The following is a 23,447-nucleotide window of genomic DNA, read 5'->3' as shown; positions in this document are numbered from 1 at the left end:
CTATTTACTACTTTCCTGCATTAAAAGAATTAAATTTATTCATAGCTTGATTAATTCCTTCATTTATGATCACTGATACTGCATCCACTGCTGCCTCAAAAGATTTTTCAATAATCTCTCTATCTTCATTAGAGAATCTTCCTGTAACAAACTCAACTAAGTCATAGGTTGGCTCTCCAATTCCAACTTTAATCCTCGAAAAACTATCAGTACCTAAATGAGAAATTATATTCTTAATACCATTGTGACCGCCTGCACTTCCTTTTCCCTTTATTCTAAGTCTTCCAACTTCTAGACTAATATCATCGTATATAACTATAATATTTTCTACTGGTATTTTATAAAAGTCTATTATACTTCTAACGCTTTCTCCACTTAAATTCATATAAGTTTGAGGTTTTAAAAATATAACCTTTTCATTGGCTATACTACTCTCACCGTATACTCCTTTAAATTTTGTCCTATTTATACTAAAGTTATACTTTTTTTCACACATATCAACTACATCAAACCCTACATTATGTCTTGTTTTATCATACCTATCTCCTGGATTTCCTAATCCCACAACTAAATACATAATTACCTCCAATATATTCTATAACATAGTATCTTTTAACATAAAAATAATCTTCTTTGACTATTATACTAGAAGTTTTACCTAAAAACAAAAGTAGCATCCTTAAATGCTACTTTTTATATATCACTCTGAAATCTTTATTTTAAAGTCAACATAATCACCATTTTTGAACACTTTATATTTTATTGTCTCTCCACTTTTAAATCTACTCATTATAGAATTTATGTCACTGACAGTATTAACTTTCACACCATTCACTTCAACAATTATATCTGTTGGTCTAATTCCAACTTCATAAGCTAAACCATTTCTTGTAACTTCCTTTGCATATACTCCATCGATACCATTTTCACTTTGGGAAATAGCCTCTTCCCCATAAACTCCCATATGGTTAATAAGAGAATCTTGCTTATCTAAAATTCCATAGGTAATAGGCTCTAGATCTTCTGCTGAAATATAAAAACTATTTTTTAAAAATTCATTATGATATGTCATAGTAGTATTATTTACTCCTATAAGTTCTCCATCCAAATTACATAAAGCTGCTCCAGTATTGATAAACTTAGGAATAACTGAAGTCTTTATCATTCTTAAAGACTCAGCTACTTTAGTTTCTCTATTTTTAAATACTATATTTTCTCTAGTATTTAACACCGTACTTACCTCTATATTTTCATTAAAAGATTTACCCAAAGGGTTTCCTACACTAATAACTCTATCACCCTTTTCAACCTTAGTAGAATTTTTAGCTATGGTCATAGGTTGTAATGCTTCGCCATTAATTTTAATCATAGCAATATCATAAATACTATCAAATCCTATTATTGATGCATTATATACAATGTCATTGTGTAACTTCACTTTAACACTGGTTGCATCCTCAATACCTAAATAGCTAGTTATAACATATTGTCCATTCTCTATGACAACGCCTACACCTACATTAGTTTCTTTTATACACTTATCATCTGCAATAACCTTAATAACTGAAACAACAGATTGAGCTGCTTTGTGAGCAGCTGATTGAAGCTTTGAATTAGTGGTATTAACTTCTTCGTCTTTATTATTACCTTGAACATAATAATTTTCGTTTTCAGTGTTTACCACTAAAGCTGTAACAGCCCCACCTAAAGAGGCTACAAATAAGCAAAATATAGTAATTGCAACAATTTTACCTTTACGTCTTTTCTTAATTTTGTTAAAGGTTATTTTTGCTCTAACATCCTTATAATCATCATTAAAATTGCTCATAATAGCCTCCTCTCTCTTAGCTCCTTAAGATTATTACATACTCTTCTTTGCTAATTGTAAAGTAAATATAAATTCAACTCCATTTTCTTTATTACACGCCCATATTTCTTCATCATGTAAGCTAACAATCTTTTTAACTATAGAAAGCCCTAATCCTGTACTCACTTTTTGTGTTCTTGATTTATCAACTTTATAGAATCTTTCCCAGATATGTTTTATATCTTCTTCATCTATATTAGACCCCTCATTAAAAATTGATATATTAGCCTTCTTACCTTTTTTTCTACAGGATATTTGTATCGATCCATCTTCTTTTCCATATTTAATAGCATTATCTAAAAGATTAGTTACAACTTGTGTTATTTTATCTCCATCTGTAAGTACCCACAGTTCACTACCTTCAAAAAACACCTGTACATCCAAATTTTTATTTCTTATTCTATTTTCATTTCTCAATATACATATTCTCACTATTTCATTAATGTCTACAGGTACCTTCTCCAACTTATAAGTACCCGATTCCACTGCTGATAAATCAAGTAAATCATTTATAAGTCTTGTTAATCTTTGTATTTCTTCATAGGCTATATTTAGATAATACTTATGTTTTTCATCAGGAACTACTCCATCTAAAATTCCACCTATAAATCCTTTTATAGATGTCATTGGAGACCTTAACTCATGAGAAACATTTGAAATAAACTCTTTTCTATTTTGTTCTACCTTTTGTAGCGAGTCTGCCATCACATTAAATGCATTTGCAAACTCCTCCATTTCATCATCAGAATGAATTTCAACTCTTTTATCTACATCCCCTTGAGCTATTTTTCTTGCAACCCCACTCATTTCTGATAGCGGATTAACTATCATCTTTTGAGAAAAATAATAAATTACGATACAAGAAGCAATTACAGCGAAAACTGCAGATAACCAAATTATTTGATAAACATTAGAAAGTGATTTATCTAAAATATCTGTTGATACACTAAATAAAGTGGCTCCCATAGATTGCCCTTTAGCATCTTTTACAACTTTCATCATAACGTATACTTTCTCATCCATATAAACTCCATACTCATTAAAAGCATCTATATAATCACTATTATTTATATTTTCCAAATCATCATGAAAAATCTGTTTCCCTATAAGTGGAGTATATTTAATGTTAGTAACTGAATAAACATATCCATTACTATCTACAAGAACTATATCATCATTTATATATGTTGATATAAACTTTATATTTGTAGTTAATTCTTCATATGATGATGCCCCAGTTAAATATTTTGTTGCAATACCTTCAATTATATCTGCCTGTCTAGTAAGATCACTTTGTCTCGTCTTTATAAAATAATCTTGAAACCAAAAGGAAAGAAATGCAGCTAAAATAGTAAAACTTACTGTAATTATAATGGTGTAAGTAACAACCATTTTAGAAAATAAGCTATTTTTCACCATCTATTTCACCTCAAATTTATATCCAACTCCCCAAACAGTTTCTAACTGCCAGTTATTTCCTCCTGCTACCTTTTCTCTTAATCTCTTCACATGAACATCTACAGTTCTTGAATCTCCTGGATAATCATATCCCCACACTTCACAAAGTAGCTGTTCTCTTGTAAATACTCTGTTTTTATTACTTGCTAAGAAGTGTAATAATTCAAACTCCTTAGGTGGCATTTTAATTTCCTGTCCCATGTATGTTACATTATATGAATTTATATCTATAACTAAATTATCAAAGGTTAATGTTTCTTTACTATCACCCTCTGCAGTATATCTTCTTAGAACAGCCTTAACTCTAGCCATAAGTTCCTTAGGTTCAAAGGGTTTTACTATATAATCATCTGCTCCAAGCTCAAGTCCTAAAACTTTATCAAAAGTTTCTCCTTTTGCAGTTATCATTATAACTGGTTTTTCATTATCCCTTCTTATCCACTTTAGCACATCTATGCCATCCATGTATGGTAACATAACATCTAAAAGCACTAAATCAGGTTTATAACTAGTAAATGCTTCTTGAGCCTCTCTTCCATCATTGGCCACCTTAACATGGTATCCTGAATTCTCCAAATACATCTTTATTACTTCACATATATTTTTATCATCATCAACAACTAATATCTTTCCTAAATTACCTTCCATTGATATCCCTCCTAAATACTTAAGATATTTTATTTAATTTACGAATATAATTTCTACATGATATCTTTTATAATATTATATAACAATAACTTTAAGTCCAAGTATTTTCTCATTAAAATTAATATTTTTAACAAAATATTTATAAAGTTATGGTGAAAACATTCATTTTTATACTAAAAATAGGGGAAGAAAAACTTCCTCCCCTAAATAAAACCAAATTACTGTCCAAACTTACTATAAATACACATAATGTTTAATGTTATTCATCAAAAAGCTTACTTACAGAAACTTCTTCATATATTCTTCTAATAGCTTCTGCAAATAACGGTGCTATAGATAATATCTTTATCTTATCAAGCATTTTTTCTTGTGATAGATGAATACTATCAAGCATGACTAACTCTTTTATCACTGATGCTTCTAGTCTTTCTATGGCTGGACCAGAAAGTACAGCATGTGAACAACAAGCATATACTTCAGTAGCACCCATTTTAACTAAGGCATTAGCACCATTACAAATAGTTCCAGCTGTGTCTATCATATCATCTATTAGTATAACCTTTTTACCTTTTACTTCACCGATTATATTCATAACTTCAGCTACATTAGCCTTTGGTCTTCTCTTATCTATAATAGCTATTGGAGCGTTTAGTTTATCAGCAAACTTTCTTGCTCTTGTAACACTACCAAGATCTGGTGAAACTACAACTACATCATCACAATCTTTAAATCCTTTTTCTATAAAGTAATCACTTAGTATCGGTGAACCCACTAAATTATCAACTGGAATATTGAAATATCCTTGTATTTGAGCTGCATGTAAATCCATAGTTAAAACTCTATCTGCTCCTGCTGCTGTAATTAAATCAGCAACTAATTTTGCTGTAATTGGATCTCTTGCCTTTGCCTTTCTGTCTTGACGTGCATATCCATAGTAAGGAATAACCGCCGTTATTCTTCCTGCTGATGCTCTCTTAAGTGCATCAATCATAATTAAAAGTTCCATTAAGTTATTGTTTACTGGGGCACTAGTTGGCTGTATAACAAATACGTCCAGTCCTCTAACAGTTTCTCCAATATTTACTGCAATCTCACCATCACTAAAAGTAGTAACTTGACTTTCTCCAACAGAAAGCCCTAAGCGGTTTGCAATATCAGCAGCTAATTCTGGATATGAGTTTCCTGCAAAGATTTTAATATTTCTTCCATGGCTTATCATTTATGTAGTCCTCCTAAAATTTTATTTATTTTTATTTTTATCATATACCCAGTTCTCTTTGTTTATTTGCCTAGCTCTTGCTATAGCTAAAGAGCCCTCTGGTATTTTCTCGGTTATTGTTGATCCAGCTGCAATATAAGTATTATCTTCTACCTCAACTGGTGATACTAAGTTAGTATTACATCCTATAAACACATTGTTTCCAATTGTAGTTTTGTATTTTGCTTTTCCATCATAATTTACTACAACAGTTCCACACCCAAAATTACATTTTTCTCCTACTTCTGCATCTCCTATGTAAGTTAAGTGAGATACCTTAGTGCCGTCACCTATTGATGATTTTTTAATTTCAACAAAATCACCTATCCTTGCATTATCACCTATAGTTGTTTCCGGTCTTATATACGCGAAAGGTCCAACTGTAGTATTATTTCCAATTTTACTGTTTAATACTACAGAATTTTCTACAGTTACATCATCACCAATTATACTATTAGTTATTCTGTTATTTGAGTATAATACACAATTTTCACCAACTACCGTAGTTCCTTCTATAACATTCCCTGGATATACAACTGTATCTTGACCTATAATTACATCACATTCTATATAGGTGCTTTTAGGGTCCATAATTATAACACCATTATCCATATGGTTTCTATTTATTCTACTTCTCATTATATCATTAGCAACAGAAAGCTCTACCTTTGAATTTACTGCTGTAATTTCTTCTACATCAACAGAAATAGCTCCAACTTTCTTACTTTCACTTTTTAGTATCTCTATTACATCTGTTAAGTAGTACTCACCTTGATTATTATTATTATTAAGTTTACCTAAAGTACTTAATAATGTATCTATATCAAAACAATACATACCTGAGTTAATTTCATTAACTTTTACTTCTTCTTCATTACAATCCTTAAACTCTACAATTTTCTCTACTTCTCCTTGAGGATCTCTAATTATTCTTCCATACTTTAGAGGGTCACTCATTATAGATGTCAATACTGTAGCACTACATTTTTGTTCTTCATGATACTTAGTAAGTTTTGTAACTGTTTCTTCTGTTATTAGAGGCCCATCTCCAACAAATATAGCTACTGAGCCTTTTTTACCTTTTAAAAATTCTTCTGCACACATTACTGCATGCCCAGTACCTAATTGTTCTTCTTGAACTGAGTAGAAAATATTTCTACTCTCAGTGCCTTTTCTAACTTTATCAGCACCTTTTCCAATAACCACACTTACTTCTTCTACCCCAGACTTTCTTATATTATCTATAACATGGTTTATCATTTCTTTTCCACAAACTTTGTGTAAAACCTTAGGAGTATTAGATTTCATTCTTTTACCTTCGCCAGCAGCAAGGATTATAGCACATTTATACAATTCATACACCTCTTCATTTAAAATGTAATTGGTCTTTCCTAATAAATTATTCTATAATAATTAAAAATTAATATCTATTAAAATCTCAATATTAATCTATCATATTTATTATTATTATATACTACTTCTATACTATTATATTGAAACTGTTACACTTTTTCAACCAAAGTATATTTTTTACATTAACAGAGTTCTTTACTTCAGAGGGAATTTTACTCCCTCTGAAGGTTACTAACAGAATTCTTAGTATCAGTATTTTCCATACTTAGAACTCGTTGTCCTTTAGGAGAAATCGTTATCCAGGGACATATCAGCTCTTTACTCCCACTTTGAAGAAAATGGAAATATTAGAGCTAATAGTCATCGGATGAAAATATACTTTAACGATATACTATTAACCATACACAAAATAAAAAGGAGTGCTACGCTCCTTTTTATAATTAGACTATTTCATCTTCTACTTGCTCTTCATTTTTAACTTTTTCATACTCGTCAAGTATAGATTTTTGAATTTTCTCTCTTGTTTCTGTATTAATTGGGTGAGCTATATCCTTAAATTCTCCATCAGGAGTTCTTCTACTAGGCATAGCTATAAAATTACCACTTTGACCCTCAATTATCTTGATGTCATGAACCACGAATTCATTATCTAAAGTTATAGATACTATAGCTTTCATTTTTCCTTCTGTGGTAATTTTTCTAATTCTAACGTCTGTAATTATCATGAAATTCCACCTCCAAGATGTGCTTTCATGTATTATTCTACTAATGCATTGTAAATCCTTCTATTTGTCGAAACATTTTCCATATTTTTTGTAACTTATTCGTTTTTTTCACTAGATGGACTAACAATTGCAATTCCATCTTCTCCAATACCATAAAAATTTACTAAAGAAATATAATCATCTACCAGCTTATCCTTAACTTCTACATTATCTATTAAAAAACCACTACCTAATAATTCACTGTCAAATTCACTTAAAAGCTCCTTAATTCCCTTTGCAGTTCCTCCACCTCTCATAAAGTCATCTACAAATACACATCTGCTACTTCTCTTCATAGACTTTGTTGATAATGTCATAGTTTGAAGTCTATTGCTTGAACCAGAAGCATAATTTATGCTTACTGTAGTGCCTTCTGTATACTTAGTATCATGACGTACTGTAACAAGCTGAACTCCTAATTGTTTTGCAACCTCATAACCTAATGGAATACCTTTAGTTTCTATTGTAACTACATAATCCACATTCATATCTTTAAATTTACTAGCTAATATTATTGCTGAATTTTGAATAATACTTGGATTATATGCTATATCTGTTATATATAGAAAATTACCCGGAACAACTCTAGATTGCTGTCTTAGCGCTTCACACAAATCTTCTAAAAACTGTTTTCTATCTTCATTTGATTTTTCATTTATAAATCTTATTCCACCTGCAGCACCTGCTACTGTTTCTATCTTTCCCATGGATAAACCTTCTATTACTTCTCTAACTATAACTATATCTTCACTAATAGTAGATTTTGCTGCATTAAACTTCTCTGTAAATAAATTTAAAGTTATAACCTTATTAGGATTTTCTGTTAAAACTTTTGTTATACCAATAACCCTTTGGTTTCTATTAAATTTATGCTTAATTTTCTCCATACAAACTATACCTTTCCGAATTTTATCTTTATTTTTGCCTTTATTATTCACCTTTATTCTATATGTTTTATTACTATATTACAATTACTTTTTTTATTTTCTTTAATATACTATTTAAAACAATATAAATTCATCTTTTATGTTAATCACAGATTAATCAGCGAAAAATATCCTCATTGTAAATAAAAAAGCTACTTCAAAATAAAGATTAAATAAATCTTCATTTTGAAATAGCCTTTAATTTTAATATTATTTATAATGTCTATCAGCTACATACCACTATTTTCGAAGTCAAAGGATTTCTTTTTGTAAATTCATTAGCTTCTTGTATATTTCTAGCTTTAAATAAAAGTTTTCCTCCATTCTTATTTAAAACTCCACCACAAAGCATGTATTTCTGACCACCTATTTCTTTATCATCTTCTAAAAAATTTATACCTTCAAGTCCTTGCCCATCTGCCTTATACTTTAACTCAATGAATAAATCTTTGTTTCCCATTCTTTAACCCCCATATCTGTTCTCATATTTATATGATATCGAACATACGTTCAATTGTCAATATTATTTTTATTTCATTACTAAAAATTATTATCAATATCTTTTAATTCAATACATATCTCTTTATCTTTAAATATGTATATTCAAAAATAAATAAAATATAACTACTATTTTACATATAACATTGATAATATCTCTCCTTTGACTTATACTGAAAACGTATAATACTACTAAGAAGTTACTTGTGGGGTGATTTTATGTTTATTAAAAACTATGAACCTATGAACGAAAACTTATGGCAAGGAAGAATAGACAGTGACGATAATTTTGATGCCTTTAGATGGCATCAATGGATAACACCTCTTGATCTTCGAAGAGATGATCTTGAGCCTCTTGATGGACTAAATTTTGCACTTTTAGGCTTTTGCTGCCATGAAGGTGTTAAAAAAAACAAAGGTCGTATAGGTGCCATGAATGGTCCTATATCCATCAGAAAAGAGCTTTCAAATCTACCTTGTACTTTTAATCAATCGGTAAAAATTTTTGATGCCGGAGATATCATAGTTGAGGACATTTCTCTTGGTGAAGGGCAAAAGCTTTTAAGCGACTGCGTGTCTAAGTTACTGGATTTAAATATTTTTCCTATAGTTCTAGGAGGAGGACATGAGACAGCCTTTGGAAACTATAATGGGGTTCTATCTCATCTAGATAAAATATCTTCTAAACCTAGAATCGGAATTATAAATTTTGATGCTCACTTCGATCTTAGACCGTATAATAACGAGGGAAGTTCTGGAACTATGTTTAAACAAATCTCTGATATTTGTCAGGATAAAAATATGGATTTTTCCTATTTCTGTATTGGGATACAACAACACAGCAATACAGTGGATCTATTTAAAACCGCTAAAAAATTAGGTGTTCAATACACCCTCGCCAAAGACATCCTATATAGTGATGGTTGGCAACTTTTAAGAGAATTAAATACCTTTATGAGAAATCAAGATTATATATATGTAACTATTTGCTCAGATGTATTTTCTGCCTCTTTTGCACCAGGGGTTAGTTCTACACAAACCTTAGGTCTAAACCCTGAAATAGTTATCAAACTACTTAAGCACATTTTAAAATCAAATAGGGTTATAACCTTTGATATATGTGAAGTGGCACCTAGATTTGATAAAGATAATATCACTTCTAACTTGGCTGGAGTAATCATCTTCTCCATGGTTAATACTCTTTGCAAATTACAAAACTTACAACACAACTTTTTAACATAATTACATAATAAAAAAGTCCTTAGTTTAAGCTAAGGACTTTTTTACGATTATTATAGGGACTTTAAAATAGATTTGGCAATTTACAAGCTAAATTGCCACAATAAATATTCAAACTCCATACCCATGATATCATTCTCTTCACAAGTATTGAGCATTTTATCCTCTTCTTCACCATTAATATTTAGTTGCCAATTTACATATTCTCTCAGACCAATTGTTAACATTTTAACACACTCCTCCAGAAAATTTCTACTAGCCTTATGATCTAGTAGTTATTGTAATTGATATTAAATATACATACACTTAGAAAATATCTATTATTCTCACCTAGATACTTAATAAATATAATTAGTTATTATACTTAAAAACCATCTCTAACTTTGTTTTTATTTTAACATATTTATTTCTATCCGAAAAGCCTTTTTCTGAATTTTCTTTTAAATTTTTCGGATATTTTAATTCATTTTTCCTATATATATATAAATTACGAAGCTTTCTAAAATATATGTGTTTTTTATATAGATTTTTGTATATAATTTATATTAGGTATTCATTTATTTTTATACACATATAATGGTTATTAGGTTGATCTATAACTATGTTTTAATATATAAATTCATGAATGTAGTATTATATTTTATATAGGAGTTGTTATTATATGAGTTTTGATTTTTTACAAGATAAAAATAAAAAAGTTCACTTTATTGGAATTGGTGGCATTAGTATGAGTGGTCTTGCTGAGATTCTACTTAAAAACGGATATACTGTATCTGGTTCAGATATGAAAAATTCAAATATGGTTGAAAAACTTAGAAATAAAGGTGCAAATATATATATGGGACACAATGCAGATAACATACAAGATTCAGATTTAGTAGTATACACTGCTGCTATCAGTGAGGATAATCCTGAGTTTCAAAAGGCCATTGAACTAAAGATTCCTATGATGGATAGAGCTGAATTCTTAGGCCGAATTATGCTTGGCCATAAATATAATGTAGCTGTTGCTGGTACTCATGGCAAAACAACCACAACTTCAATGCTTGCCCATATTGTAATTGAAGCACAAGTGGATCCTACCATATTAGTAGGTGGAGAATTAGATGTTATAGAGGGTAATGTTCTTGCTGGAAATAGTGATTACTTTGTTACCGAAGCTTGTGAGTATAAAGGATCTTTCTTAAAATTTCATCCTTATATAGGAATTATATTAAATGTAGATGCAGACCATTTAGATTTTTATAAGGATATAAATCACATAAAAGATACTTTTAATAAATTTATAGATATCATACCAGAGGATGGTTTCCTTGTATGCAATAGTGATGATAGTAACGTTTCTGATATATTAAATAATCATAAATGTACTGTAATGACTTACGGAATAAATAATGGTGAGTATAAAGCTAAAAATATAACTTATAACTCTCTTGGTTGCGGTTCTTATGATTTATATAAAAATGACCATATGTTATTTTCTATAGTGTTAAATGTGCCTGGAGAACATAATGTACTTAACTCTTTAGCTGCTATATGTACATCCTTAGCTCTTAACATTTCTAATGAATCTATAATTAAAGGATTATCTAACTTTGGAGGAACTCATAGAAGATTTGAATTTAAAGGTTCTAAAAATGGTGTTACTGTAATAGATGACTATGCTCATCATCCAACAGAAATTCAAGCTACTCTTAATGCTTGTAAAAATTATCCTCATAAAGATTTATACGTGGTATTTCAACCTCATACCTACACTCGAACTATAACTCTTTTTGATGACTTTGTAAAAACCTTCAATGGAGTAAAGCATTTATTATTAGCAGATATATACGCTGCTCGTGAAAAAGATACTGGAATTGTTAATTCAGTAAAACTAGGCGATGCAATAAGACTTACAGGAGTTGATGCAATAAACTATCATAGCTTTGAAGAAATAGTTAATCACTTACAATCAAAGGCCAAAGATGGTGATCTTATTATTACCCTAGGTGCTGGAGATATAAATGTTGTTGGTGAAATGTATCTATCTAATTAATTTTATCTTATACCAATTAATATAGCTATCCTTTAATTGAGATAGCTATATTTTTAATATATAAACGAGGTGACGAAATGAATTCAAACTTTAATAAAACTGTGTACATAGTTAATGCCTTTACTCACAATGATATGGGTGGAAACAAGGCTGGTGTAGTTATTGATTGTGATGACTTATCCTCTAATGACATGGCAGCTATAGCAAAAGAAGTAAACCTTTCTGAAACTGCCTTTGTGATAAAATCAAAATGTGACGATTATGACTATGAGGTTAGATTTTTTACCCCTTCAACAGAAGTTGATTTATGTGGTCATGCTACCATCGCTACTTTCTATACCTTAGCTAAATTAGGCTTTATCAAACCAAGTACAAGTCCAGTAAAATTAAAACAAAAAACTCTTGCCGGTACTTTAGATATAGAAATTTATTTTGATAATGAAAAAATTGCCTATGTGCTTATGACTCAAACTAATCCTAAGTTCTATTCATATATTGATGATGTAAAAGAACTTTGTGATATATTAGGAATAACCTTAGAAGATGCTGGAATCCAAGGTCATACACTAAAACCTATGATAATTTCTACAGGGCTTAAAGATATAATGTTCCCAGTTAAATCTCTAAATGTTCTAAAAAGAATAAACCCAGATTTTCAAGGCCTAAAAGAATACACAGATAACTTAAATTTAGTAGGTCTTCATGCCTTCTCTTTAGAAACTGAAAATTCTAAAAGCACTGTTGCAACTAGAAACTTCGGTCCTAGTGTAGGTATCGATGAAGAAAGTGCTACGGGCACATCTAATGGGGCATTATGTGCGTACATAATGAAACATAACATACTTGATTTTAAAGATAAACTAACCATATGTTGCGAACAAGGTTATTACATGAATAATCCAAGTGAAATTATCTGCACGGGTGAAGCTATTCATAATGACTATTTAATAAAAGTTGGTGGCATAGGAAGTATAGAAAAAACTATAGAGGTGACTTATAAATAGTCACCCCTTTCTTTTTTTACTTAAATAAAGATTTTAAATTTCCTCTCTCCTGTTGTATCTGACTTTTTACATTTGATGATGGATTAAACAAAGAATCATACCTAAATAGTAATATTCCTTTGTACTTTTTTAACTTTCTTGAAGCTTCCACCTGTCTTTTTAATATATCTGTACTATTTATCCACTCATCCTTTCCACTACCTGCCCAAGTATCTTCACTACCAACTTTATATACAGATAACCCTATATATAAATTTACTGTAGATTCAGTAACAAGACTATCAAACTCTTCAATAACTTGTTGAAAATTGCTATTATCATTTAAAAAGCCATAATATATTTGTGGGCAAATATAATCAATGTATCCAGGGTTTTGAACCCACTTCTTCACATCAATAAATTGGCTATTATAGTTATTATCCATAGAGCCTTGTGGACTTATTCCAAAGACTACCTCTGGGCTTATCTCTTTAACAATTGAATAAACCTGTCTTACAAGAATATTAATATTTTCACGTCTCCAACTCTCTAAATCTAACTCTCCTCCTGAACTTGTATACTGACCATAAGCTTTACTATCTATAGACACATCACTAGATGGATAAAAATAATCATCAAAATGTATTCCATCAACTTCATAGTTCTCCACTATTTCTTTTACTCCATTTACTATAAGTTGCCTAACTTCTTCTTTGCCAGGATTATAATATATTCCACCATTACATTTTATTATATTATCACTACCATCCTTTACCCATTTACTAGCAGGATTCTCTGAAGACAGCGGCAACTTAACACTATCACTTCTAACTCTATAGGGATTAATCCAAGCCTCTACTCTTAAATTTCTTAAATGCGCTTCCTCTATAATAACTTGAAGAGGATCATAGCCCGGAGCATTACCTTCTATGCCAGAACAATATATAGACCATGGATAATATTTAGATTGATATAAGGCATCAGAAAAAGGTCTTACCTGTACAATTAAAGTATTCAACCCCATAGATTCTACATTATCTATTGCTTGTGATATATTTTTTCTAAATTCATTTTCATTTTTCCCTTTAAGCATAGCTGATAAATCTAAATAAGATAGCCAAATTCCCTTTATCTCATCATAATTTATTATTTCTCTTTTTTTATTAATTATTTTATGGCTACTATTATCTATATTATCAAAACATATAATCCACACTAATCCCAAAATAACTAATATAATTACTCCTAAAGTAGCAACATTCATTTTATTCATTTATGCTCCCCCTTAATTTAAGAATAATATATACCTATGCTCATAATCTAATCTATAGAATTTAATTATAGTAAATATATCTATTTATACCTAGAAAACTTCTTCCAAAGTTCATCGACTTCACTTTGCTCTAAAAAACTAGATAATATTCTATAATCTCTTTTCCCCACATAAAATATAATCCCTTTATTATCCCTCATTGCTTTATTTACATCTCTAAAATAAAGAGTTTTTGGTTTTTCATTCATATTATTATTAATACAAAATTTATCTTTATATACTTTTATATATTTAAGCTCATCAATGATTCTTACTTTTTTAGTAACAAGACCTGTAACTATTAGTCCTACTATAAAAAACACTAATAAAAATCTCCCATAAAAAAGATTGTTCCTTATAAATAATCCTATTGTAATTATCAGTAAAAGACTTGATAAAAGTATACTATTAGACAATTGTTTTCTCATATATCTTTTAGAAGCCTCACTAAACTTATATTCCTTCATCTTTTGTACTCCTCCATTTTTTAATGACAATAATATTATGTAAATATATCTATTAAACTTTTTACATTCAGTAACATCTTTTATTATTTACAATATACTGGTTTTATAATACCTTTTATTACACTTTAAAAAATAATATATAATATCGCAAAACTTTTTGCATAAAATATGTTGACAACCTATTAAATATGTCATATAATAATTTTTGTCGGCGGGGTGTGGCGCAGATGGGAGCGCGCGTGGTTTGGGACCATGAGGTCGCAGGTTCAATCCCTGTCACCCCGACCAAAAGGAACATGAATGTCATGTTCCTTTTTATTTTATCGTATATGTTTTTATTTACTATAGGAAGATAGTATTTTGTAACTAAACCCTAAATCTGTTACAAGAACACTATCTTTTTTATTATACATATTAACATCCTTTCCTTAACAATATATCATTTGGTGAAAATTATATGCATTACTAAAGAAACAATATATATTAATATTATAGTTGTATGAAATTTTCTTATTTGGCCCCTCTTATCTCTATAAATAAATTTATTTATAATTCCAGTAGCTGCCATTATTAAAACACATACAAAGGTTGCAAACCCCCAAAAAGAAAAACTTTCCTTATAATTCATTATCAACATATGAATTATACAAGAAATAAATGCACCCACTCCAAACACCCCATGGTTTTCTTCTAAAATACTATTTATGTTAATAGTTTTATTTATTATTTCTCTATGTTTTTTCTTTGATAATCCTCTAATAAACTTATTATAAAACCCTAAAGATACTACTCTTGACAATGCTCCTAAAGTAAATATTACCGAAATAATACCCCAAAACTTACCTAAGAGATCCATAGTTTTCCCCCTTATATTTTACTAATACATTATATGTTTTTAATTTTATTACATTCTTTTTTATTATTTTTTATTAGTAGTAAGAGAGAGTTTTCAGATTGTATTCATTACACTTTACATTAAAAGTTTTATTTGTTATGTTAATATGCGGGGGTGATAATATATGTTTAAAAATATAGACGCTGCAATTTTTGATATGGATGGTACTATAGTTGATTCTATGTGGGTATGGAATAAAATTGATACAGAATACCTAGCTAAACATAATTTAGATGTGCCTCCATCATTAAATAATGATATTGCTCATCTTAGCTTTAATGAAGTAGCTATTTACTTTAAGAATTCCTTTAATTTACCCTATACCTTAGAAGAAATTAAAGATCATTGGAATGACATGGCTTATGAAGCTTATTGTAATAAAGTGAAACTAAAACCTGGTGTTAAAGAATTTTTTAACCTACTTAAAGAAAATAATATAAAAATTGCATTGGCTACTAGCAATAACACTTTGCTTTTAGAAGCTTGCTTAAAAGCTAATGGAATATATGAATATTTTGATACAATAACCTTAACTAATGAGGTAAAAAGGGGAAAAGATTTTCCAGATGTATATCTTCTAACAGCCAATAAATTAGGCGTTTCTCCAGATAAGTGCATGGTTTTTGAAGACTTACTTCCAGCCATACAAGGTGCTAAAAAAGCTGGTATGAAGGTTATAGGCGTATATGATGAACATTCTTTAGATCAACACAATGATATGAAAGCTTTAGCTGATGATTTTATATTAGATTATATTAGTTTTTCTTTAGCTATATAATAATTAAAGGTAGTCTTAGTAAGAATTAAATTATCTTCTAGGACAACCTTTATTTCTTTTATGTATATTTTAATTCACAATGGGGCTAGTTTCAGCATTTATCAGCTGAATTAAATCCTTTGGTGATATTTCTACTTGAAATCCAATTTTACCACCGCTTACAATGATTTTATCTAAATTCAGGGATGAATCATCAATTACAGTATTATAATTTTTCTTCATACCTATAGGGGAGCATCCTCCTCTAATATATCCCGTTATCTTAAGCATATCACTAACTTTTATCATTTCCACCGACTTTTCTCCAACACGCTTTGCTGCCGCCTTAAGATTCAGTTCCTTTGCCACAGGAACTACAAATACATAAAAATCTCCACTATGGCCTTTTGTAACAAGAGTTTTAAATACCTTTTCTACTGCTACTCCTAGTTTATTAGCTACTGATATTCCATCTACAGCACTATCCTTAACCTCATATGTATATATATTATAATTTATATTACTATTATCTAGTATCCTCATCACATTAGTTTTAGTATTAGCCATTTATTCATCAACTCCTCACATAGAATTATATCACTAAACTTTTACTAGTTTTATTAATATTACTTATTAATTTTACTAAGTCTATTTCATAAATAAAAGGAATATATTTATACTAGCAAGCTCTTTTATGGAGGTATATTCGTGATAAAAACTTTTTTCATTTATGTCCTACTTCTTACCTCTGGTGGATTAGGAATTTTATATTATCTTTTAAATGATAAATATAACAAACAAAATATTCAAGTAAGAGTTCTTACAAAACAAAATAATAGTTTAACATCTCAATTAAACACTATTAATAAGCCAAATGAAACTCTAAAAGTTTACTCTAGGCCTATTAGATTTAATACTGGCGAAACAATAAAGAGGTGCTCTCTTTATATTTCACCTCTCAGTAATAGTCCTATACTCCGCTCCATCCCATCTAACTCAAGGGTAGCAATTCTTGATGCAGTTGAAGCTTTAGAAACCTTATGGTACGAGGTGCGAGTTATAACTTCTGACTCAGTAAACACAAAAGGTTTTGTTAGACAAGAATTGATTAAAGAACTTCAAATTATAGAAACCCATATTATAAAAAATTAAGGCTTTATCTAAAAATAATTAAATACGTTAATACCTACATTAAAATCTTATAATAAATGGCGAAGGATATCCTCCGCCATTTATTATATACCTATATTAATACTAGCTATTATCTATAATTCCCTTTTGGGATTCCTTTTTAATTTTTTTAAGTGCTTTTTTAGAACCTCTTTCTATATCATGTTCTAACTTTCTTTCCTTATAAGCTATAAAAATCAATACATTTTAATTAAATAATATTTATCTATTAATAAAACATTTTCTTTTCCATTGTTTTACTTATATGTAACATATGCTATAATAATTTTATTACTTATATTTTATTGAAGGAGGGTTAAGTATGTTATCACTTACATTTTTTATATTTATGCTAATATCACTAGGATTTCTAATATACTTTAATTATCATCCTCATGGCTATAAAATGCCTATAGTTAAGACTATTACTAGTCTATTATTTATTGCTATATGCGTATCTAGCTATAAAATTCTTTACTTCAATACCCAATATTTCATCTTTATACTTTTCGCATTAATAACATCTTTAATTGGAGATGTATTCCTTGCCTTTAATACTAATGAAGATGATGAAGTAAGCAAAATGTTTGTATATGGATTAATTAGTTTTTCTATTGCTCATATATTCTTTTCTTTAGCCTTTGCTACTCTTACACCAGTGCTAATTTGGCATGTTCTATTATTTATACTAATTTCAATAATCTCTATTCTATTTTTAAATCTAATAAAAGGTTTTGATTTTAAGGGAGCCTATAAACTAGTTGTTACTTATTCAATTATAATTAGTTTTATGGTTACAAGGGCATTGTCATTAACTCCCTTAATCCATGAAAACTTTTTAAGTACTATACTTATAATTATAGGTGCATGTCTCTTCTTTTTATCTGATTTAATTTTATGCTTTATATATTTTCATAAAAAATCACCATCTTACATGACAGCATTGAACTTGTTATGTTACTATGTAGGACAAGGTCTTATAGCTCTTAGTTTAGCTCTATAACAGTTTTACAACACAAGTACTATAAATTTTATAAATAAAAAGATAGATATTAGTAATGTTTTATTAATATCTATTCTTTATTTACTCCTACCTATGTATATATTCTAATTTTCTTTATCCTATTACGATCTATATCTTCAATTATAAATCTATAATTACTATAAATTATTTCTTCGCTTATATTAGGAAACCTTCCTAGCACACCTATTATAAATCCACCTATGGAGTCAAATTCCTCGGACTCAATTTTTGTTCCTATAAGTTCATTTATATCCTCTATTCTAACACTTCCTCCAACTATATACTCATCTTCCTTTACCACATATATTTCTGGTTCTTCATCATCATATTCATCACTTATATCTCCAACTATCTCCTCTATTAAATCTTCAATAGTTACAATCCCAACGGTTCCACCATATTCATCAAGTACTACTACCATATGCTGCCTATTTTTATTCATATCTTTAAAAAGCTCTGTAACTTTTCTGAATTCGTAGGTATAAGTTATTTCTCTCATATAGTTATTCAAACTAAATTCCTTAGTATCTTCCATAAATATAATATCTTTAACATTTAATATACCTACAACATTATCTATGGTATCTGAATATATAGGTATCCTTGAAAACCCCTCTTCCTTTATAACTGAAATAATCTTATCTAAACTCTCCTCTATATCTAAAGCTATTATGTCTACCCTTTGAACCATAACATCCTTTGCATAAAGATCTCCAAATTGAAATACATTGTGAATCATATCCTTTTCTTCTGACATTAGTATACCTTCCTCTTCACTAACGTCTACCATGGTTTTTAATTCATCTTCTGTTATAAATGGTTTATTACTATCACTTTTCCCTCCAAATAATTTTATAAAGAAACTTGATATTGTAGTTGTTATGATAACTATTGGTTTAAATATCTTACTTACAATAAATATTGGACTTGCAACTCTTAGTGATACCTGCTCTGAATTTTGTGAAGCTAAAGTTTTTGGGGTAATCTCACCAAAAATAAGTACTATTATAGTCATTATTATAGTGCTTATAGCCACACCTCTACTTCCAATAAGATTAATAGCTAAAACCGTTGCTAAAGAAGATGATGCTATATTTACAATATTATTCCCAACTAAAATTGATGCTAATAAGCTACTAGGATTATCCGTTAACACCTTAACTTTATTAGCTCCCTTTATGTTTTCCTCTACCATATGTCTAACTCTTATCTTGCTAATAGACATTAAGGCAGTTTCCGATGCAGAGAAAAAGCTAGATAGCATTATTAATATTATTAATCCTATAATCTGTATATATATTATTGAACTCAAATCTACTCCTCCTCTCCCTTAACTAATATCTACTTCTATTGATATTAAATCAAACTTTAAAAGTATTAATGAAATAAAATATATATCTTAATTATGCTACATTTCACTCTAAAATATTATCTAAAAGGTTTTATAAGAAAAATATATCTTTTAATAAAATATATTTTTAAAAATCATAATAAAGGTGTCACCAATATATTAGAATAATCATAATATGTAATATGCCGCTATGGCATAGGGGGAATATAAATGAGTAATATGTATAATAACTATGATAATTTTAATGATGCTTTTGAAGACTATGAGAATTATGAATATTATCCTAGCTATTCTAATTATGAATATGATGCCAGTAACGACTATATAAAACACAATAAATGTAATAATTCTAATAGCAATACTTCTAATGATTCTTGTAGACATGAAGTTCAAACCCATGTTCATGAATATAATGGTTCTACAAAATCTGGTTGTGTAGACTGTAGCAATATTCACAACCATCGATTTGCTGGTGTAACTGGTGAAGCGATTCCTTACCGTAACTCACACGTTCACAAACTTGAAACAAATACTGATTTCTATAATCATTACCATGAAATTTGTGATACTACTGGACCAGCTATTTATGTTGGTAACGGTAAGCATGTTCACTTTGTAAAAGGAAGAACAAGTAGAGACAATGATCATACTCATGAATATATTTTTGCAACCTTAATTGAAGCACCAACTTTTTTTCAAAATAAAAAATAATATATAAAGTAATTTAAAATAGAATAACTACAGCCTAGTAAATTCTGGGTTGTAGTTAAAATAATATCACCTATACATACTCTAGCTTCATAAGATTCCCTTTTTAAATTTGTCCCCCCCAGGTACTTTTAAAGGAATGAAACTAGAGTTTATTACAACCCAAAACTTATTAAAAAAGGGCGTTGCAAAATAACTAATTAAGTTATGGAGCGATGCTCCTTTTGCTATTTCAAATAAAAACAACCGAAGGTTTTGTTGAGTTTTAGCATCCAAAACCTTCGGTTGTTTATTTTTAGGTGCACTTAAATAAGCCTACAGATTTAAGGCCTTTTTATGCCACTTTTTTCATATCATGTAGATGCGTAGCTGCATATTCAGTGATGATAAATTTCATATTCTTAATTAAATTTTAGTTCGGCGTTTTTATAACGATGATGTCTCATCGTTCATTTACCTCTCTTAATATTACAAACAAAGGACTTAATAACACTATTAACACAATATATATAGTGTAAATTAAAAATATTTTTAAATATATCCATTCCCCAAAAGATGATATATTTAAAAGTAATAATAATATTGGCGAACTTATAAAAACAGCAATTAAAAACCTATACAGACTTGAAATCCTATATAAAGTTTCACAACTTTCACATTTTAGCAAATTGTTTTGGTCCGTAAATAATAATTTTAAAATTTTTTTATACTTAAATTTACTAGTACAATTTTTACAAGATATCAATGGAATTACCTCCAATCATAAAATATATTAATACCATACTTCTTAGGAATGGGAATTACTTTAGCTTGGCAACCTTCTGAAATTGTATGGAGAACACTGAACCAATGGGCTGAAATTATACTGTGGTCTATAATTTGTGTACCAATATTGGAAGAATTAATTTTTAGAAGAGTGTTATATCTCAAATTAAATGATATAGTTTCCTATGTAAATATTTATATAGGAAACTATTTACATATAAACCTATTTAACTATAAAACTATATAACTAGTTAACTAGTTGTTTTATTCATGCGGGTTTCAGGGATTTTGCTGTTTTATAACATGGTTAAATCCCTGTTATAATAGGGATAATATTTAATACTCTTCTTGTCTATTTAACTACTATAAAATAGCCTAGCTAAGATAAATGAAATTATTATTCTACTTATCCTAACTAGGCTTATTAAATTAAAATATTATTTACATAGATCAATAATTACTTGAGTAAATATTTTAGCACTTAGTAGAAGTTCATCTACTACTGCAAACTCATCATCACCATGTAAATTATTATCAGTACCTGGCATTGTACATCCAAAAGCTACTCCATTATTAATATGGTGAACATAGGTACCTCCTCCTATGGCTATACATTCACCCTTTTGTCCACTATATTCTTCATAACATTTCAAAAGAGTTTGTATAAACTCAGAGTTTTCATCGACATGATGAGCTGGGAACATATCATCGCTAGATAAGATTATATTATCCTTTGCCATATTGTCTCTTAAAACATCACGCACATTTTCATTAGTTGCACAAAGTGGCGCTCTACAATCAAATATTCCACTTAACTCTGAAGTAGTATATTTAAATATATTCAAAGTTATAGTCAATTCACCAGATAGATCATCCCTCATCTTAACACCACAAGCTTCCCCCTTAAAATCTCCATGTGGGAATAACTTGCTAACAGCACATAGTTTCTTAAATCCTTCACTACTTACAAATGGCATAGATGTGAGTAATTGTAACATTCCTGTAAGAGCATTATTTCCATTTTCAGGAGTAGACGCATGTGCTCCTGCTCCCTTAGCCTTAATAACCCAGCTTTCACCGTCTTTATCAAAGGTGAATTTTAAATTTGTACTTTTTGCTGCATCTATACAATATTTATTTATTTCTTCCTCTGAGAAGCCTTCCACAACTGCAATTGCAGTGTCTGGAACTACATTAACCTTAACTCCACTTGTCATAGAAACTACTCTTGGTAAATTGTTATCTTCTTCAAACTTACTTTCAAAAGGACTATGTAGTCCTCCCTTTTCAATATTTATAACAGGAAAGTCTGCATCAGGTGAAAAAGTCATAGGTGCTTCTTTCTCTTTTTTATAGTAATATGCTATATCAGAACTTCCACATTCCTCATCTGTTCCTAATATAAGACGAACATTTTTACTTAATGGTATATTTAAATCTTTAACAGCCTTTAAAGCATATAAAGCTGCTAATGCTGGTCCCTTATCATCAGCTGAACCTCTTCCATATAATTTACCATCTTTTATTATTGGCTCAAAAGGTTTTGTAACTGTCCAATCATCACTAACCGGTACTACATCTAGATGGGCTAAAATATCTAATTGCTTTTCTTTATCATTAAAATCAATAGCTCCTACATAGTTATCATAATTTGTAGTTTCAAATCCCATACCTTCTGCTAGCTCTAAAGCAGCCTTAAGAGCCTTTGCTGGACCCTCTCCAAAAGGCATATCTTCTTTAGCCTCTGATCTATCACTTCTTATTCTTATTAAATCACATATGTCATTTAACATTTCATCCTTATGATTGTGAAAATACTCCTCTATTTGATTTTTATACATCCAAATCCCACCTTTATTTTAAAATTTAACTATAATTCCATTCTAATACTAAAATTGTTTTATTTCCATAGATGTCACAGTTAATTCACTTTTTTCATTTCTTACAAATTTATTAATATTTATTC

General features: G+C 29.3%; 24 protein-coding genes and 1 tRNA gene. 8 read left to right on the top strand and 17 right to left on the bottom strand.

All coding sequences use genetic code 11. The annotated features are described in order from the left end of the window. Positions 1-7 precede the first annotated feature (7 nt). The 9 genes from pth to B3J31_RS09505 all read right to left on the bottom strand — a co-directional run bounded on the left by pth (position 8) and on the right by B3J31_RS09505 (position 8,734). The gene (gene pth / locus B3J31_RS09545; RefSeq protein ID WP_150844624.1) at positions 8-577 is read right to left on the bottom strand and encodes an aminoacyl-tRNA hydrolase; all 570 of its coding nucleotides are present in this window, start codon (positions 575-577) and stop codon (positions 8-10) included. A 123-nt stretch (positions 578-700) separates the two neighbouring features. Beyond that, the gene (locus B3J31_RS09540) at positions 701-1,828 is read right to left on the bottom strand and encodes a S1C family serine protease (RefSeq protein WP_346867163.1); all 1,128 of its coding nucleotides are present in this window, start codon (positions 1,826-1,828) and stop codon (positions 701-703) included. A 33-nt stretch (positions 1,829-1,861) separates the two neighbouring features. After that, complete coding sequence (locus tag B3J31_RS09535) at positions 1,862-3,283, bottom strand: HAMP domain-containing sensor histidine kinase (protein WP_346867170.1); 1,422 nt, start codon at positions 3,281-3,283, stop codon at positions 1,862-1,864. Between the two features lie 3 nt (positions 3,284-3,286). After that, positions 3,287-3,973 (bottom strand): response regulator transcription factor, encoded by a 687-nt coding sequence (locus tag B3J31_RS09530; RefSeq protein WP_346867162.1) that lies wholly within the window; start codon positions 3,971-3,973, stop codon positions 3,287-3,289. A 259-nt stretch (positions 3,974-4,232) separates the two neighbouring features. Then, positions 4,233-5,192: a ribose-phosphate diphosphokinase gene (locus B3J31_RS09525; RefSeq protein WP_346867161.1), complete on the bottom strand. Its 960-nt coding sequence runs from the start codon at positions 5,190-5,192 to the stop codon at positions 4,233-4,235. 21 nt (positions 5,193-5,213) lie between these two features. Beyond that, positions 5,214-6,584, bottom strand: a complete 1,371-nt coding sequence (gene glmU, locus B3J31_RS09520) for a bifunctional UDP-N-acetylglucosamine diphosphorylase/glucosamine-1-phosphate N-acetyltransferase GlmU (protein WP_150844621.1) — start codon at positions 6,582-6,584, stop codon at positions 5,214-5,216. 440 nt (positions 6,585-7,024) lie between these two features. Then, on the bottom strand, positions 7,025-7,309 hold the full coding sequence (gene spoVG / locus B3J31_RS09515) for a septation regulator SpoVG (RefSeq protein ID WP_035132518.1): 285 nt from the start codon (positions 7,307-7,309) through the stop codon (positions 7,025-7,027). Positions 7,310-7,404: 95 nt separating this feature from the next. Further along, the gene (purR, locus tag B3J31_RS09510; RefSeq protein WP_035132520.1) at positions 7,405-8,235 is read right to left on the bottom strand and encodes a pur operon repressor; all 831 of its coding nucleotides are present in this window, start codon (positions 8,233-8,235) and stop codon (positions 7,405-7,407) included. Between the two features lie 265 nt (positions 8,236-8,500). Next, entirely contained in the window at positions 8,501-8,734 is a 234-nt protein-coding gene (locus B3J31_RS09505; protein WP_150844620.1) for a hypothetical protein, read from the bottom strand. A 257-nt stretch (positions 8,735-8,991) separates the two neighbouring features. Between B3J31_RS09505 and hutG the strand changes: the two genes are divergently transcribed. Continuing rightward, positions 8,992-10,014 (top strand): formimidoylglutamase, encoded by a 1,023-nt coding sequence (hutG, locus tag B3J31_RS09500; protein ID WP_150844619.1) that lies wholly within the window; start codon positions 8,992-8,994, stop codon positions 10,012-10,014. A gap of 80 nt (positions 10,015-10,094) precedes the next feature. Here the strand turns inward: hutG and B3J31_RS09495 are convergent, their stop codons facing one another. Then, a complete protein-coding gene (locus B3J31_RS09495; RefSeq protein WP_156964321.1) occupies positions 10,095-10,238 on the bottom strand; it encodes a hypothetical protein in 144 nt (47 codons plus the stop codon). A 434-nt stretch (positions 10,239-10,672) separates the two neighbouring features. Between B3J31_RS09495 and murC the strand changes: the two genes are divergently transcribed. Beyond that, positions 10,673-12,049 carry a UDP-N-acetylmuramate--L-alanine ligase gene (gene murC / locus B3J31_RS09490; protein WP_346867160.1) on the top strand — a complete coding sequence of 459 codons (1,377 nt, stop codon included), beginning with the start codon at positions 10,673-10,675 and terminating at the stop codon, positions 12,047-12,049. Between the two features lie 77 nt (positions 12,050-12,126). Then, the gene (locus tag B3J31_RS09485; protein WP_150844617.1) at positions 12,127-13,053 is read left to right on the top strand and encodes a PhzF family phenazine biosynthesis isomerase; all 927 of its coding nucleotides are present in this window, start codon (positions 12,127-12,129) and stop codon (positions 13,051-13,053) included. A 16-nt stretch (positions 13,054-13,069) separates the two neighbouring features. Here B3J31_RS09485 and B3J31_RS09480 read toward each other — a convergent pair whose 3' ends face one another. Then, complete coding sequence (locus B3J31_RS09480) at positions 13,070-14,305, bottom strand: glycoside hydrolase family 10 protein (RefSeq protein ID WP_346867159.1); 1,236 nt, start codon at positions 14,303-14,305, stop codon at positions 13,070-13,072. Between the two features lie 80 nt (positions 14,306-14,385). After that, positions 14,386-14,811 (bottom strand): hypothetical protein, encoded by a 426-nt coding sequence (locus B3J31_RS09475; RefSeq protein WP_346867158.1) that lies wholly within the window; start codon positions 14,809-14,811, stop codon positions 14,386-14,388. 212 nt (positions 14,812-15,023) lie between these two features. Between B3J31_RS09475 and B3J31_RS09470 the strand changes: the two genes are divergently transcribed. Beyond that, positions 15,024-15,099: transfer RNA gene (locus tag B3J31_RS09470), tRNA-Pro, on the top strand. A 151-nt stretch (positions 15,100-15,250) separates the two neighbouring features. On the opposite strand, the gene B3J31_RS09465 is transcribed toward B3J31_RS09470, so the two are convergent. After that, the gene (locus B3J31_RS09465; protein ID WP_346867157.1) at positions 15,251-15,667 is read right to left on the bottom strand and encodes a hypothetical protein; all 417 of its coding nucleotides are present in this window, start codon (positions 15,665-15,667) and stop codon (positions 15,251-15,253) included. A 163-nt stretch (positions 15,668-15,830) separates the two neighbouring features. Between B3J31_RS09465 and B3J31_RS09460 the strand changes: the two genes are divergently transcribed. After that, positions 15,831-16,484, top strand: coding sequence for an HAD family phosphatase (locus B3J31_RS09460; protein WP_346867156.1), 654 nt, complete (start codon positions 15,831-15,833; stop codon positions 16,482-16,484). Positions 16,485-16,553: 69 nt separating this feature from the next. On the opposite strand, the gene ybaK is transcribed toward B3J31_RS09460, so the two are convergent. Then, complete coding sequence (gene ybaK, locus B3J31_RS09455; protein WP_346867155.1) at positions 16,554-17,030, bottom strand: Cys-tRNA(Pro) deacylase; 477 nt, start codon at positions 17,028-17,030, stop codon at positions 16,554-16,556. Between the two features lie 141 nt (positions 17,031-17,171). Between ybaK and B3J31_RS09450 the strand changes: the two genes are divergently transcribed. Together B3J31_RS09450 and B3J31_RS09445 are read left to right on the top strand one after the other, a co-directional pair. Next, a complete protein-coding gene (locus B3J31_RS09450; RefSeq protein WP_035132539.1) occupies positions 17,172-17,615 on the top strand; it encodes a hypothetical protein in 444 nt (147 codons plus the stop codon). A 340-nt stretch (positions 17,616-17,955) separates the two neighbouring features. After that, positions 17,956-18,636: a lysoplasmalogenase family protein gene (locus tag B3J31_RS09445; protein ID WP_150844610.1), complete on the top strand. Its 681-nt coding sequence runs from the start codon at positions 17,956-17,958 to the stop codon at positions 18,634-18,636. Between the two features lie 91 nt (positions 18,637-18,727). Here B3J31_RS09445 and B3J31_RS09440 read toward each other — a convergent pair whose 3' ends face one another. Then, positions 18,728-19,969, bottom strand: a complete 1,242-nt coding sequence (locus B3J31_RS09440) for a hemolysin family protein (protein WP_346867154.1) — start codon at positions 19,967-19,969, stop codon at positions 18,728-18,730. A gap of 363 nt (positions 19,970-20,332) precedes the next feature. On the opposite strand from B3J31_RS09440, the gene B3J31_RS09435 reads away from it, so the two are divergent. After that, entirely contained in the window at positions 20,333-20,719 is a 387-nt protein-coding gene (locus tag B3J31_RS09435) for a YmaF family protein (RefSeq protein WP_346867169.1), read from the top strand. 439 nt (positions 20,720-21,158) lie between these two features. Here the strand turns inward: B3J31_RS09435 and B3J31_RS17010 are convergent, their stop codons facing one another. Together B3J31_RS17010 and pepV are read right to left on the bottom strand one after the other, a co-directional pair. Next, entirely contained in the window at positions 21,159-21,461 is a 303-nt protein-coding gene (locus tag B3J31_RS17010) for a TIGR04104 family putative zinc finger protein (RefSeq protein ID WP_167403053.1), read from the bottom strand. Positions 21,462-21,918: 457 nt separating this feature from the next. Continuing rightward, positions 21,919-23,322: a dipeptidase PepV gene (gene pepV / locus B3J31_RS09430; RefSeq protein WP_346867153.1), complete on the bottom strand. Its 1,404-nt coding sequence runs from the start codon at positions 23,320-23,322 to the stop codon at positions 21,919-21,921. Positions 23,323-23,447 lie beyond the last annotated feature (125 nt).

It is taken from the genome of Clostridium sp. UBA5988 (assembly GCF_002435615.1).
In the GTDB taxonomy this organism is placed as follows: Bacteria; Bacillota; Clostridia; order Clostridiales; family Clostridiaceae; genus Clostridium_J; species Clostridium_J sulfidigenes.
This window is presented reverse-complemented; position numbering and strand designations above follow the sequence as displayed.